The sequence below is a fragment of the Kribbella antiqua genome (assembly GCF_004345665.1).
Lineage (GTDB): Bacteria > Actinomycetota > Actinomycetes > Propionibacteriales > Kribbellaceae > Kribbella > Kribbella antiqua.
In genome coordinates, this window is sequence record NZ_SLWR01000004.1 from 445,246 (window position 1) to 458,725 (window position 13,480).

The 13,480-nt window shown below is 66.6% G+C and carries 12 protein-coding genes; 7 read left to right on the forward strand and 5 right to left on the reverse strand.

Annotated features, from left to right (window positions below):
• Positions 1-2: 2 nt before the first annotated feature.
• Positions 3-374, forward strand: a complete 372-nt coding sequence (locus EV646_RS14740; RefSeq protein WP_132148674.1) for a DUF427 domain-containing protein — start codon at positions 3-5, stop codon at positions 372-374.
• On the opposite strand, the gene EV646_RS14745 is transcribed toward EV646_RS14740, so the two are convergent.
• Positions 361-1,131, reverse strand: coding sequence for an alpha/beta fold hydrolase (locus EV646_RS14745; protein WP_132148676.1), 771 nt, complete (start codon positions 1,129-1,131; stop codon positions 361-363). The two genes, EV646_RS14740 and EV646_RS14745, sit on opposite strands and share 14 nt — an antisense overlap.
• Before the next feature lie 101 nt (positions 1,132-1,232).
• Here EV646_RS14745 and EV646_RS14750 point away from each other — a divergent pair, with 101 nt between their 5' ends.
• Genes EV646_RS14750 through EV646_RS14760 form a run of 3 tightly spaced genes read left to right on the forward strand, consistent with a single transcriptional unit; the run spans position 1,233 to position 6,030 of the window.
• Entirely contained in the window at positions 1,233-2,015 is a 783-nt protein-coding gene (locus EV646_RS14750; protein ID WP_132148678.1) for a GNAT family N-acetyltransferase, read from the forward strand.
• A gap of 44 nt (positions 2,016-2,059) precedes the next feature.
• The gene (locus EV646_RS14755) at positions 2,060-4,342 is read left to right on the forward strand and encodes a helicase C-terminal domain-containing protein (RefSeq protein ID WP_132148680.1); all 2,283 of its coding nucleotides are present in this window, start codon (positions 2,060-2,062) and stop codon (positions 4,340-4,342) included.
• Between the two features lie 35 nt (positions 4,343-4,377).
• Positions 4,378-6,030, forward strand: coding sequence for a DNA repair helicase XPB (locus EV646_RS14760; RefSeq protein ID WP_338419259.1), 1,653 nt, complete (start codon positions 4,378-4,380; stop codon positions 6,028-6,030).
• A 112-nt stretch (positions 6,031-6,142) separates the two neighbouring features.
• Here EV646_RS14760 and EV646_RS14765 read toward each other — a convergent pair whose 3' ends face one another.
• The 4 genes from EV646_RS14765 to EV646_RS14780 all read right to left on the reverse strand — a co-directional run bounded on the left by EV646_RS14765 (position 6,143) and on the right by EV646_RS14780 (position 9,903).
• Positions 6,143-7,003, reverse strand: a complete 861-nt coding sequence (locus tag EV646_RS14765; protein WP_132148684.1) for a type IV toxin-antitoxin system AbiEi family antitoxin domain-containing protein — start codon at positions 7,001-7,003, stop codon at positions 6,143-6,145.
• Between the two features lie 153 nt (positions 7,004-7,156).
• On the reverse strand, positions 7,157-7,867 hold the full coding sequence (locus EV646_RS14770; protein ID WP_132148686.1) for a FadR/GntR family transcriptional regulator: 711 nt from the start codon (positions 7,865-7,867) through the stop codon (positions 7,157-7,159).
• Between the two features lie 27 nt (positions 7,868-7,894).
• Positions 7,895-8,830 (reverse strand): dihydrodipicolinate synthase family protein, encoded by a 936-nt coding sequence (locus EV646_RS14775; protein WP_132148688.1) that lies wholly within the window; start codon positions 8,828-8,830, stop codon positions 7,895-7,897.
• Between the two features lie 14 nt (positions 8,831-8,844).
• Complete coding sequence (locus tag EV646_RS14780; protein WP_132148690.1) at positions 8,845-9,903, reverse strand: sialidase family protein; 1,059 nt, start codon at positions 9,901-9,903, stop codon at positions 8,845-8,847.
• 47 nt (positions 9,904-9,950) lie between these two features.
• Between EV646_RS14780 and EV646_RS14785 the strand changes: the two genes are divergently transcribed.
• From EV646_RS14785 to EV646_RS14795, 3 genes are read left to right on the forward strand one after another with little or no spacing between them, the layout of a single operon-like run.
• A complete protein-coding gene (locus tag EV646_RS14785; RefSeq protein WP_132148692.1) occupies positions 9,951-11,576 on the forward strand; it encodes an extracellular solute-binding protein in 1,626 nt (541 codons plus the stop codon).
• Entirely contained in the window at positions 11,577-12,521 is a 945-nt protein-coding gene (locus tag EV646_RS14790; RefSeq protein ID WP_132148694.1) for an ABC transporter permease, read from the forward strand.
• Entirely contained in the window at positions 12,518-13,405 is an 888-nt protein-coding gene (locus tag EV646_RS14795; RefSeq protein WP_132148696.1) for a carbohydrate ABC transporter permease, read from the forward strand. Before EV646_RS14790 ends, EV646_RS14795 begins: the two co-directional genes overlap by 4 nt.
• Positions 13,406-13,480: the final 75 nt, after the last annotated feature.

Here is a 13,480-nt window from a genome sequence, read left to right on the forward strand (position 1 = left end):
TGATGGCGGAGAAGAAGATTCCTGGTCCGGACCACCCGATCACGGTCGGGAAGAACCCCGATCGCGTCGTGGTCAAAGTCGGCGACCAGGTGATCGCGGACACCCGCGAGGCGCTGTCGCTGCAGGAGGCGAGCTACCCCGCGGTGCAGTACATCCCGCGCGACGACGTCGACCTCACCCTGCTCGAGCGCACCGAGCATGCGACGTACTGCCCGTACAAGGGCAACGCTTCCTACTTCAGCATCGTCCCGGCCGGCGCCGACGGGGTCAACGCTGTCTGGACCTACGAGCAGCCGTACGACGCGGTCGCCGACATCCGCGACCACGTCGCCTTCTATCCGAACAAGGTCTCGATCGAGATCATCGCCGACTGAGGAACTCGGACAGCACCGGCGCCAGAATCTCGGGCGGTACGACGTGATCCTGGTCGGCGAGCTCGACCAGTTCGGCCGCCAGTAGGTGCTTCGCCACGCGGTGGGCGGCGTCGACCATGAACGGTGGTGACGCCGTCCCGGCGACGACGAGCGCCGGCTGCTTGATCCGCCCGATCAAGTCGACGGGCACTCGACCATCCGCGCCGTGCCCGACCACGGCGAAGTCGTACGCCAGCGTGTGTGCGAGCTCCACGATGCCCGGAGCGGATGCGGTCTGGATGGCGGCCTGCGATGGCATGCCCGCCATCAGGAGGAACAGCTCGACCGCATCCCGCCGACGGCCCTGCTCGATCAGCTGGAGCACTGCCGCGCCGTCGTCCTCCGAGTCCACGTCGTCCGGCCCGTACGGCGGCTCATGCAGCACCACCTTGGTGAACGGCAGCCCCGCGCTAGCCGCCGCCACGACCAGCGCAGCGCCGGACGAGTGCCCGTAGACAGCCGCCGTTCCTCCGAGTGCCGTGAGCAGCGCCCCGATGTCGTCCACCTCGCGCTGGACGGAGTACGTCGTACTGTCGCCGCTGTCACCACGCCCGCGCCGGTCATACGTCACGACGTCGAACTGGTCAGATAGCTCGTCCGCGAGCGGCCTGAGCGCCGACCGGTCACACAAGGCGCCCGGGACCAGGATCAGCCGGGGTCCGCTGCCCGAGCGCTCGTAGGCGATCGTCGTACCGTCCGCGGATGTCACCTTCTGCATCTCGTCCTCCTCTGTCGTTGTGTAAGCAACGTCGGAACCGAGCTGCGAACTTCGACATAATCCCTGGCGCTTGCCGGGCCGGGGTGATTCACTGCGTCGCGATGATCAGGCGAGTTGACGACTACCTTCATGCGGTGCCGCTGTCCGGTTCGGTTGCAGAACTGGTCGGGCCGTTCACGCTCTTCCGCAGTACGACGGTCTGGCCGTACTACGCGCGGCCGGTGCCCGGAGCCAACGCGACGATCGAGCCGACCGATATCGACGTACTGCGGTCGCGGTGTGCTGAGCTCGACATCCCCGTGAACTTCGAGTGGGTTGTGGAGACCTGTCCGTCGCTCGGTCCGGCGGCCGCCGCGGCCGGGCTCCGGGTGGTCGAGCATCCGTTGCTCGTGCTGGGGCGTGACGACTTCCGCCCGGCGAAGGCGGACGCGCGCTGCGAGATCCTGCCCGCGGAGGACGCCGTACTGCGGCAGGCCAGGGCGGTCGCGGGGCTTGCTTTCGGCGATCCAGGTACGGCGATTGGCACGGCCGGCCCGGCGGAGCGGGACGCCAAGGCAGCCGAGGTTCCGGACAAGCTGATCGAGGCGGTGCTCGACCGGGTGCGCAAGGGCGTCACCGTTGGGGCGGCCGCGTTCACCGAGGACGGCATGGTCGCCAGCGGACAGCACCAGCCGGTGGAGTCCACCACCGAGATCGTCGGCGTCGGCACGCTGCCCTCTATGCGCCGCAGAGGCCTTGCCGCAGCGGTCACGTCCGTCCTGGCCGAGCACGCGTTCGCGAACGGCGTAGACCTGATCCTGCTCTCCGCCGAAACCAAAGCCGTCGCCGCCGTCTACGAACGCGTCGGCTTCCGCCGCATCGGCACCGCCGGCGCCGCCGAGTGAGAACCATTGGTGGTGGGTGGGCCTAGGGCCGTACCGTTGGATGGATGACCGAAACCGAGCGGAACCGCCCACGTACCCTCGCTGAGGCGCTACGTACCTGGGACGACGCTGCCCTCGGTCAGCTCCTGCAGCGGCGTCCCGACCTGGCGATGCCGATCCCCGCGGACACCAGTCAGCTGGCGGCTCGGGCGACCACCAACGCATCGGCGGCGCGAGCGATCAACCGGCTCGACGAGTTTGGTGTGGATCTGCTGGAGTCGTTGTCAGCTCTGCCAGAGCCGGTAGACCTAGCTGCCCTGGCTGCCGGGGTCGCACAACCTGTCGAGGTAGTCCAGCCCCGGGTGGCCGAGCTGCTCGAACTGGCTCTCGTGTGGGGCACTGAGGACGACCTGCGGCCGATCCGGGCAGTGCACGAGCTCCTGGGTCCAACACCCGCCGGACTGGGTCCTGTCACCACCAGACACTTCGGCGACCTGGACAAGCTGATCGACGAGGCCGGCCCGGACGCCCGTGCAGTGCTGGACAAACTGACCTGGGGGCCGCCGACAGGGACGGTGGAGAAGGCTGAGCGTCCAGTGACAATCGCATCTGCGCGTACGCCGGTCGAACGGCTGCTGGCGCGTGGACTCGTCGTACCCAAGGACGCCAACACCGTCGTACTGCCGCGGCAGATCGGGCTGCACCTGCGTGGCGGGCGAGTGATGGCGTCGACCAGGCCGGTACCGCCTCCACTCGACGGTAAGCAGGTGTCGGCAGCGATTGCCGACCGTGCCGCTGCTGGTGCTGCGCTGGACCTCGTCAGGCAGGTGGACCGCGCGCTCGAGCAGCTCGGCATCGAACCACCTCCAGTACTGCGTACGGGCGGAATCGGCGTGCGGGAGCTCCGCAGTCTGGCCGGCAAGATCGGTGCCGAGGAGCAGACGACTGCCGCCGTACTGGAGATCGCGTACGCCGCAGGACTCGTGGCAGCCGTAGAGGTCGGCACGAGCGAGCTCTGGCTGCCTACGAGCTCGTACGACGACTGGCTGGAGCTGGACCTCGCACATCGGTGGGGTCAGCTCGTCATGGCCTGGTACACCGGGCTGAGAGCGATCGGACTGATCGGCAGACGCGACACCGGTGGCGCGACGGCTGCTGCACGCGAGAGGCTCATCAACGCGCTGGCGCCCGACCTGGAACGTCTACTCGCACCTGAGGTCCGCACGCTCACTCTGCAGGCGTTGGCCGAGGCAGGAGCCGGCACTGCATCTGCCAAGGAGTCCGTCGTCACGTGGGTCGCCTGGCACCGCCCTCGACGCGGCGGGCAGTTCCGCGACGATCTGGTCGAGTGGACCATCACTGAGGCTGCACTGCTAGGACTGACTGGTCTAGGGGCTCTCGCGGCACACGCTCAGCCCCTGCTTGCTTTGGAGCCCACAGCGGACGACTTGGCTGCAGCCATCCGCCCGCTGGTCCCGGAGCCGGTGTCAGAGGTGCTGTTGCAGGCCGATCTCACCGCAGTCGCTCCTGGCCCATTGGTACGCACGGTCCAGGACGACCTGTCCGCTATGGCCGATGTGGAGTCGCACGGCGGCGCAGGGGTCTACAGATTCAGTGAGAGCTCAGTACGACGCGCCTTCGACCTCGGCCGGACCGCGGACCAGCTGCACAAGTGGCTGGCCGAGCACTCGCGCACTCCGGTGCCGCAGCCGCTGACGTACCTCATCGACGACGTTGCCCGGCGGCACGGCGTACTCAGGCTCGGTACGGCGTCGACGTACCTGCGCTGTGACGACGAGGACGTGCTCACCCACCTGCTCAGCTCCAACCTGCCCGGCGTCCGGTTCCGCCGGCTCGCCCCGACGGTGGTGGTGTCGCCGTCGCCGCCGGATATGGTGCTGAGCCGGCTGCGGGAGGCCGGTCTCGCGCCGCTCGCGGAGACATTCGACGGCGTCGTACACGTGACTGGTGCTGCGACCCGCCGCGGCGACACTCCACGACGCCGTACGAGCAGGGACTTCGTCGACAGCGCACTCGACCTCACCGACGACCAGGTGAAGGCGGTGATCGAGAAGGTCCGCGCCGGCGACCGCGTGGCCGCCGAGCGCCCAGCCGAGGCTCTGATCGAAGCCACCGCACCTGCCGAGACCATCGGCGTACTGGCCAACGCGGCCGAGGCGCACGCCCGCACCTGGATCTCCTACGTCGACCACAACGGCAACGCCTCAGAACGCATCGTCGAACCAGTCCGCGTCGCCGACGGCTGGCTGACCGCCTACGACGAAGGCGCCGACCAGCCCCGCACCTACGCACTGCACCGCATCTCCACCGCTCGGCCGGTCAGTTGACCCCTGAGGCACAATGGAAGGTCGGACATCGGTGAATGGGAGATGCAGTGACAGACGGTCCTCTGATCGTGCAGTCGGACAAGACGCTTCTGCTCGAGACTGCACATCCGGACGCAACCGACTGCCGGAAGGCGATCGCGCCATTCGCTGAGCTGGAGCGAGCCCCTGAGCATGTGCACACCTACCGGCTGACACCACTCGGGCTGTGGAACGCACGGGCTGCCGGGCATGACGCCGAGCAAGTGATTGATGTTCTGCTGCGCTACAGCCGCTACCCCGTCCCGCACTCGCTGCTGGTCGACATCGCCGAGACACTCGACCGTTACGGGCGGCTGCGGCTGGAGAAGCACCCGCAGCACGGGCTGGTGCTCGTCACCACCGACCGGCCGGTGCTCGAAGAGGTACTGCGGAGCGCCAAGGTCAAGCCGATGCTCGGCGCCCGCATCGACGACGACACGGTCCTCGTACACCCGTCGGAGCGCGGTCACCTCAAGCAGACCCTGCTGAAGCTCGGCTGGCCCGCCGAAGACCTCGCCGGGTACGTGGACGGCGAGACGCACAAGATCGACCTGGTCTGCAAGGGCTGGGACATGCGCCCGTACCAGCAGCAGGCAGTGGACTCGTTCTGGCACGGCGGCTCGGGCGTCGTCGTACTGCCGTGTGGTGCCGGCAAGACGATCGTCGGCGCGGCCGCGATGGCGCAGGCGTCCGCGACCACGCTGATCCTCGTCACGAACACGGTGTCGGCCCGGCAGTGGAAGGACGAGCTGCTCCGCCGGACCAGTCTGACCGAGGACGAGATCGGCGAGTACTCCGGTGCGCGCAAGGAGATCCGGCCGGTGACCATCGCGACGTACCAGGTGATGACCACGCGCCGGAAGGGCGTCTACTCGCACCTGGAGCTCTTCGACGCGCGCGACTGGGGCCTGATCGTGTACGACGAGGTGCACCTGCTGCCGGCGCCGATCTTCCGGATGACCGCGGATCTGCAGACCCGGCGGCGGATCGGTCTGACTGCGACGCTCGTACGCGAGGACGGCCGCGAGGGCGACGTGTTCTCGCTGATCGGGCCGAAGCGGTACGACGCGCCGTGGAAGGACATCGAGGCGCAGGGCTGGATCGCGCCGGCCGACTGCGTCGAGGTGCGGGTGGACCTGGAGCAGACCGAGCGGTTCGTCTACGCGACGGCCGAGCCGGAGGACCGCTACCGCCTGGCCGCGTCGACCCCGGCGAAGTCCCGGCTGGTACGACGTATTGCCGAACACCACGCGGATGAGCCGCTGCTCGTGATCGGCCAGTACATCGACCAGCTGGACGAGCTCGGCGAACGGCTCGAATGCCCGGTGATCAAGGGCGAGACGACGGTCCGCGAACGCCAGCGCCTCTTCGACGCGTTCCGCAAGGGCGAGATCAAACGCCTGGTGGTCAGCAAGGTCGCCAACTTCTCCATCGACCTCCCCGAAGCCTCGGTCGCCATCCAGGTCTCCGGCACCTTCGGCTCCCGCCAGGAGGAAGCCCAGCGCCTGGGCCGGGTCCTCCGCCCCAAAGGCGACGGCCGCACCGCCCGCTTCTACTCCATCGTCGCCCGAGACACCGTAGACGCCGAATTCGCCGCCCACCGCCAACGCTTCCTGGCCGAACAGGGCTACGCCTACACGATCGTGGACGCAGAGAACCTCTTCGCGTAGTGCCGGATGTGCAGCTCGACAGGAGGTGTCGGGTCAGCCGGTCGTCGCGTACGCTCAGCGATGGCGGCAGCGGGTGGGTGTGCTTGGGCACCTCCTGTCGATCTGCAAGTTGTCAGCCGGCGAGGCGCTGAGCCAACGTGGCACGAATTGTGGCGACGACCCAGGCCGGATCACCGATCACTTGCTCGTACGTGAGCCGGAGCACCAGCCATCCCGCCGCCACCAGCTCGTCATACCGATGGCAGTCAGCGGCAAAGTCCTGCCGGGATCCATGGAATTCGAAGCCGTCGGCCTCGAGTGCCAGCCGGGCGCGCCGATGTCCCAGATCGACCCGCGCCCGGAACCATCCGTTGGTCACCAGGACCTGTGGTTCGAAGCCGTCGATGCCCTCGCTGATGAGAAGAGCCCGCAGCATGGATTCCAGGAAGCTGCCCGACTCGCGGGTCGCGGCCGCGGCCATCCGGCGAGCATCCGGGCAGCCTGGCCCCCGCATCGCGGCAGTGGCGGCAAGGAGTTGCTCCTGGCTGAGGTTTCCGGTGGCGAGGGCCGCATCGGCGACAGCGAGCGCCTCACCGAAGGGAAGCACGCGAGAACAGTCGAGGACGGTCCGCAGCAAAGACGTGATCCGATTGCGGCGCTCGTCGGAATCGGTGTCGGCCCAATGCAGAACAGCGGATGGGCCCGGACGAGGGCGACGCTTGGGCGGAAGTGTGACATGCGGCTTCTCCGGTGCCACCAGCAGCGGAAGCTTCAACGCCGCCGCAGCACTCACATGCGAGAGGACCCCATCATAGGCGAGCGTGGCCACCGTGTCGGCGGGCAGCCCCGGCACAGCGTAGATCCCCTGTGCGATCCGCTGGATCTCACCGCGCTCGAGCGCCACCGCAACAGCTCGGCGGGACGTCGCCGCCACCAACTCGGCGTACGTGGCCCAGCCACCCTGGCGGGCAAGGACCTCGTGGACCGATTCCATCCAGGGATGGTGCCTGAATTCGTCGACTCGCGGCTTGGCTTATCCACAGGAGACATTTCGACAGGATGTGTCTGGGTCTAGCAGCAGAGACACGCTCACGAGACCGGCCGCCTCCTCCTGAGTGGAGGTATACGTCCTGTCGATCTGCACAGGCTATTCGCCCAGGCGGGTGTGGATGCCGTGGAAGTGGTTTTTCATGGAGCGGGCGAAGGCTTCTGGGTTGCCGGTTTTGAGGGTGTTGAGGAGGTCTCGGTGCCAGGTGGCGGCGTCGGCGGGGGTGTAGCGGGCGCCGGGGAGGCGTACGTCGACCTGGGCGAAGGTGCGCCAGAAGACTGAGAGCAGGTCGATGACGAGGGCGTTGCCGAGGGGCTCGTACAACGCCTGGTGGAAGGCCCAGTCTTCGTCGGGGAAGTATTCGCCGGCTTCGGCCTTGGCTTCCATGCGTTGGACGATCGGCTCGAGGGTGTCGTATCCGTGAGCAGTGAAATAGGCGACGACTTCCTCGGCGAGGCCGACCTCGATTGCCTGGCGGACTTCGAGGACGTTTTGGACGTCGCGGAGGTCGCCTGCCATGGATTGGGACATGCGGAAGGCGAGGCCGTCCTCCAGGGATTGCAGGGAGACCTCGCCGACGTAGGTGCCGTAGCCGTGCCGGATCTCGATGATGCCGACCGCCTGCAGCGCCTTCATCGCCTCGCGCAACGGGTGCCGCCCGACGCCGAGCTGGGCCATCAGCTCCTGCTCGTTGGGCAGCGGATCACCCGCCTTCAGTCCGCGCTCCAGGATGTACGACTTCATCTGGTCGCGAATGAAGGACTGATTCCCCGCCGCTCCCCGCGCCCGGCTGAGCCCGCCCGTTGTCACTGCCCGGCCTCCTCTAAGTAGGACCGTTCAGTGTAGTCCGGCTCGTTCCAGCAACGGGCGGACCGCCGCGATCTCGTCCTCGGACAGCGGGATGGACGGAAAAGCGGTGACCGGGCAGGCGATCACCCCGAGCAGGTACAGCCCGGCCTTGAAAGCACCCAGAGCCGCCGAACTCGCGCCCATCCGCGAACGATCCGCCACGTCGATGATCTCGAACAACCGGAACAACCGATCCTGCTCCGCCCGCGCAGCACTCAGATCACCAGCGGCAACCGCGTCGAACAACCGCACATACCCAGCCGGATCGACATTCCCGAGCCCCGGTACGACGCCATCCACACCAAAGGCCAGCGCGGAGTCGACCGTCACCTCCGACCCGGTCATGATCGCGAACCCGGTCAACCCGACATCACGCCGATCCAGAACCAACTGCCGCAAGCTCGCATCCTGACCGCTGGAATCCTTGACCCCGGCAATCACCCCACGCTGACCCAGCGAAATCATCAACGAAGCACCGAGCTTCGTCCCGACCCGCCCGGGGATGTCATACGCATAAAGCGGCGTATCCCCAGCCACCGAAGCCAGCCGGACAAAATGCCGCTCGATCTCAGCAGGATGCGTCGCCGCATAGAACGGCGCAGTGGCAACCACCCCGTCCACACCTGCCTTCAACGCTGCGGACAAATGAGCACTGGCACGAGCCGTCGACGCGTCGATCACGCCGGCCAGCACCGGCACCTGCCCGGACACCTCCGACACCGCGGTCTCCAGCACGACCTGCCGCTGTTCGTCGGTCAGGAAGGTCCCTTCACCGGAGGTGCCGAGCACGAACACCCCGTCCACGCCGCCGGTCAGTTGATGATCGATCAACCGGGCCAGCGACGCGGTGTCGACGTCGTACTCGGGCGTGAGCGGGGTGACGAGCGGCGGTACGACGCCAGTCAACTGGGCGGGGTCGGTCAAGGGGTCTCCCAACGTCAAAGGGCGGAATCGAAGGAGGCAAAGCGCAAAGCGGAAAAGGACGAGGTCTCGCCGGCTTCGTAGAAGATCCCGACACGACCATCGGGAAGCGGAACCAGGTCGGAATACCCAGCCATACCGGCGTGTACGACGGGCCCAGGCCGCCACGACCGGCCCGAGTCGTCCGACACAAAGACAGTCAACGAACGGCGCACCGAAGGATCAACCGGCGTCGACAGCAGCAGCCGATCCCCCACCGCAAGCACACTGCCCTGGATCCCAGGCGCAGTGATCGATGGGATCCCGGCGTACGGCGCATCGAGGGTGAGACCACCATCGGACGACCACGCGTGTACGCGCGCCGGCCCACTCCCCTGGTGATTGCGAGCGTTGAAGTACAACCGTCCATCCGGCAACTCAGCGACGGTCGTCTCATTGGCGTTGATCGCGGAACCGTCATTGCGATCGACAAACCCGACCGACCACGAATGACCACCGTCATCGCTCACGATGCAATGCCCGCCGTTCAGCCGAACCAAATCCTCAACCGGCGATGAAGGCACGAACGAGTGATTCGCCGGTACGACGAGCCGCCCGGAACTCAGCGCGATCCCATGACACGGCCCGGTCGCATACCAGCCCCAGTCGGAAGGCTTCACCTGCGAAGTGATCTCCACGGCCGGACTCCACGACGCGCCATCGTCGGCGGACCGTTGGACGAACACCCGCCGCCCATCGACGGGATCGGTGCCGCGGGCAAGCGACAGCTCCACCGCGTCCGCGCCGTTCTGAACCGTCACCAGCACGATGTCGCCGCTCGCCGGATCGATCACCGGCACCGGATTTCCACAGGTCTTCCCCGGCACCGCCGACACCACCTGCAGCGGCAACCACGTCGCCCCGCCGTCGAGCGACCGCCGCAGCACGACCTCGATCTCGCCCGCGTCGCCGGACCCGTGCAGCCGCCCTTCGCAGAACGCGAGTACGACCGGGCCCCGCGCCAGCACCGACGGGATCCGGAACGTGTGGTAGCCGCTGTCTACCGGGTCGAAGACGACCTCGGGTCTTGATGACATAGGACGTACTATGTCATGGTGTGGGCCTCCGATGGAAGTGAGGCCTCATGCCAGTCAGCAGACGATCATTCCTGGGCGGTGGGCTGGCCGCCGCCGCTGTCGCGGTCACCGGTACGCCCCTGCTGGCGGGGTGCGCGTCGGACAAGAAGAACTCGGCCGCCGCCAATCTGGCCGTGAAACTGCCGACCTACGTCAAGTACGGCGAGATCAAGCCCGACCTGCCGGGTACGGACGTCGTACTGGACGGGTTCCTGAAGTACCCGGCGAATCCGGTGAAGGCGATCACGGACAAGCCGGGTGACGGTCAGCCGATCACGTTCATGACGAACATCCCGGGCGCGATTCCGCCGGCCGAGGACAAGAACCAGTTCTGGCAGGCGCTCAACGACCGCCTCGGCTCCGAACTCCAGATCAGCATGGCGTCGAACGACGAGTATCCCGACAAGTTCGCCACGCGGGTCGCTGGTGGGGACCTGCCCGACATCATCAACATCCCGACGACGACGGTGCAGCTGCCTGCGCTGCTCAAGGCCAAGGCGATGGACCTGACCGAGCAGCTGTCCGGCGATGCAGTGAAGAAGTACCCGTTCCTGGCGAACATCCCGACGGTGTACTGGAAGGGCTGCGTCTTCAACGGCGGCATCTACGGCGTCCCGGTGCCGCGCGGAATGTCGCGGACGACGCTGCCGCTCTACCGGGCGGACCTCCTGGCCGCCAAGGGAATCAGCAACCCGGCCCCGAAGAACTTCGAGGACTTCCTCGCACTGTGCCAGGAGATGACCGCGGCGAGGGAGAACCGCTGGGCCTGGACCCGCGTTCCGCTCGCATACCTGCGCCAGATGGCCGATGTCCCGAACCAGTGGAAGGAAGAGGGCGGCAAGTTCACCTCGTTCTACGAAGCCGAGGGCAATGCGGACGCGCTCGAGGCGGGACGCAAGATGGTCGAGGCCGGCGTCATCAATCCGGACTCCTTCAGCGCGAAAGCCAGCCAGCGCAAGCAGTGGTTCAACGGTGGCATCGCGTCGTTCGACATCGACAGCTTCGTCGCCTGGAACCAGTACTACTCCGACAACACCGCCGGTGACGCGTTCTCGGTGAACATGCTCGATGTGCCTGGTCTGAACGGCGGCCAGGCGAAGCCGTGGATGGGTGCGGCGCTGAACAACGTGACGGCGTTCAGCAAGGACAGCAAGCACTCGGTCGACACGCTGCTCAAGATCGCGAACTGGATGGCCGCGCCCTTCGGCACCGAGGAGTACCTGTTCCGCAAGTACGGCCTCGAAGGCCGCCACTACGCACTGCAGGGTTCCGACCCGGTTCCGACCAAGACGGGCATCGTGGAGACCGGAATCGGAACGCAGTACATCAGCGACTCCGCGCTGGCTCTGTACTGGCCGGGTAAGCCAGACGTGCCCCAGAAACAGCACGCGATCCAGGAGAAGATCGCCTCCCGGCTGCAGTACGACGCGTCGTACGGGCTCTACTCAGAGACGATGTCCAAGGACGGCGCGCGGATCAACGGCGTACTGACCGACCTGGAGAACCAGATCCTGCAGGGCAAGAAGCCTGTCTCCGACTGGGCACCCGCGGTGAAGACCTGGCTCTCGTCCGGCGGCGAGAAGATTCGTGGCGAACTGCAGGACGCCTTCGCCGCAGCGGCAGGCGGGAAGTAGATGCTGCAGCGTTCCAAGACGCGTCAACAGCAGCAGCTCAGCCTGGGGCAGCGGTTGCTTCGGGACAAGGTGCTGCTGCTGTTCGCGCTGCCCGGGACAGCCTTGATCGTCGCGTTCCACTACGTGCCGTTGCTCGGCAACGTGATCGCGTTCAAGGACTACCAGCCGTTCCTCGGGATCGGCGGCAGCGACTGGTCCGGCTGGGAGAACTTCGCGGTGATCTTCAACGGCGACCCGGCCTTCCTGCGGGCGCTGAAGAACACCCTGATCCTCACCTGTCTGCAGTCGATCTTCGTGTTCCCGGCGCCGATCCTGCTGGCACTGCTGCTGAACTCGCTGTTCTCGGAGCGGATCAAGCGGATCGCGCAGAGCATCCTCTACCTGCCGCACTTCATGTCCTGGGTGATCGTGGTCGCGCTGTTCCAGCAGATGCTGGGCGGCGGCGGGTTGCTGAACAACTACCTGCGCTCGCACGACCTCGCCACCCTCGACATCATCGGGAACTCCGAGCTGTTCCACGTCCTGCTGACGTCGCAGATCATCTGGAAGGACACCGGCTGGGCGACGATCCTGTTCCTGGCCGCGCTGTCCCAGATCGACTCGCAGCTCTACGAGGCGGCCAGCGTGGACGGCGCCAGCCGGATGCGGCAGCTGTGGCATGTGACGATGCCGGGGCTGCGCGGCATCATCATCCTGCTGTTCATCCTGCGGCTCGGTGACTCGCTCACCGTCGGCTTCGAGCAGATCATCCTGCAGCAGCAAGCGGTCGGCCGGGATGTCAGCGAAGTCCTCGACACCTACGTCTACAACAACGGCGTGATCGGCGGCGCCTGGGGCGTGGCCGCCGCGGTCGGGTTGGTGAAGGGCATCGTCGGCGTCGTTCTTGTCCTCGCGGCCAACAAGGTGGCCCACATCTTCGGCGAGCAAGGGGTGTACTCCCGATGAGTCAGAAGATCGTCCAAGGTGTGCCGATGCCCGGCTGGCCGATGCGGGCGTTCAAAGGGCTTGTTCTGCTGGTGTTCTGCGCCGCGGTGATCATCCCGTTCGTCGGGGTGATCTCGACCAGCGTGGCGCCGAACAAGCAGATCAACGAGTCGGGCGGGCTGGTGCTCTTCCCGAAGTCGGTCAACTTCGCGGCGTACGAGTCGCTGTTCGCCGGCGGCGTGGTGACCCGGGCGCTGTTCGTCAGCATCTTCGTCACCGTCGTCGGCACGCTGCTCAGCCTGACCGTGTCCTGTCTGCTCGCTTATGCGCTGTCGCGGCCGGGGTTCTCGGCCGGGCGGCCGATTCTGCTCGTCGTACTGTTCAGCATGTTGTTCTCGCCCGGCATCATCCCGACGTACCTGGTGGTCAAGGGGGTCGGGCTGCTGGACAGCATCTGGGCGCTGATCGTGCCGACGATGGTGAGCGCGTTCAACGTGATCGTGCTGCGCGCATTCTTCATGAACCTGCCGAACGAGATCACCGAGAGCGCCCGGATCGACGGCGCGGGTGAGCTGAAGACGTTCGGCTACATCGTGCTGCCGCTGTCGAAGGCGGTGCTGTCGGTGATCGGGCTGTTCTACGCGGTGGCGTACTGGAACGCGTTCTTCTCCGCCCTGCTGTATCTGAACGACAGCAAGCTGTGGCCGTTGCAGCTGGTACTGCGAACGTACGTCATCAACGACACGCAATTGGGCAGTGCCGAGCTCGGTACCGAACTGCTGCCGCCGCAGGCCTCGATCCAGATGGCGATCCTGGTCGTCTCGATCGTGCCGATCCTGATCATCTACCCGTTCCTGCAGCGCCACTTCGCCAAGGGCGTGCTCACCGGCGCCGTCAAGGGCTAGCCAACCGTCAAGGGCGGGTCGCAACCGCGTGACGGTCGCATCACGAAGGGTTGATCCGGGGTTGCCCAGGGCAAC

What these genes read in the sequence shown, in the direction of transcription:
- EV646_RS14740 (WP_132148674.1), top strand. Translation starts at nt 3, where the DNA reads ATGGCGGAGAAGAAGATTCCTGGTCCGGACCACCCGATCACGGTCGGG.
- EV646_RS14745 (WP_132148676.1), bottom strand. Translation starts at nt 1,131, where the DNA reads ATGCAGAAGGTGACATCCGCGGACGGTACGACGATCGCCTACGAGCGC.
- EV646_RS14750 (WP_132148678.1), top strand. Translation starts at nt 1,233, where the DNA reads ATGATCAGGCGAGTTGACGACTACCTTCATGCGGTGCCGCTGTCCGGT.
- EV646_RS14755 (WP_132148680.1), top strand. Translation starts at nt 2,060, where the DNA reads ATGACCGAAACCGAGCGGAACCGCCCACGTACCCTCGCTGAGGCGCTA.
- EV646_RS14760 (WP_338419259.1), top strand. Translation starts at nt 4,378, where the DNA reads ATGGGAGATGCAGTGACAGACGGTCCTCTGATCGTGCAGTCGGACAAG.
- EV646_RS14765 (WP_132148684.1), bottom strand. Translation starts at nt 7,003, where the DNA reads ATGGAATCGGTCCACGAGGTCCTTGCCCGCCAGGGTGGCTGGGCCACG.
- EV646_RS14780 (WP_132148690.1), bottom strand. Translation starts at nt 9,903, where the DNA reads ATGTCATCAAGACCCGAGGTCGTCTTCGACCCGGTAGACAGCGGCTAC.
- EV646_RS14785 (WP_132148692.1), top strand. Translation starts at nt 9,951, where the DNA reads ATGCCAGTCAGCAGACGATCATTCCTGGGCGGTGGGCTGGCCGCCGCC.
- EV646_RS14790 (WP_132148694.1), top strand. Translation starts at nt 11,577, where the DNA reads ATGCTGCAGCGTTCCAAGACGCGTCAACAGCAGCAGCTCAGCCTGGGG.
- EV646_RS14795 (WP_132148696.1), top strand. Translation starts at nt 12,518, where the DNA reads ATGAGTCAGAAGATCGTCCAAGGTGTGCCGATGCCCGGCTGGCCGATG.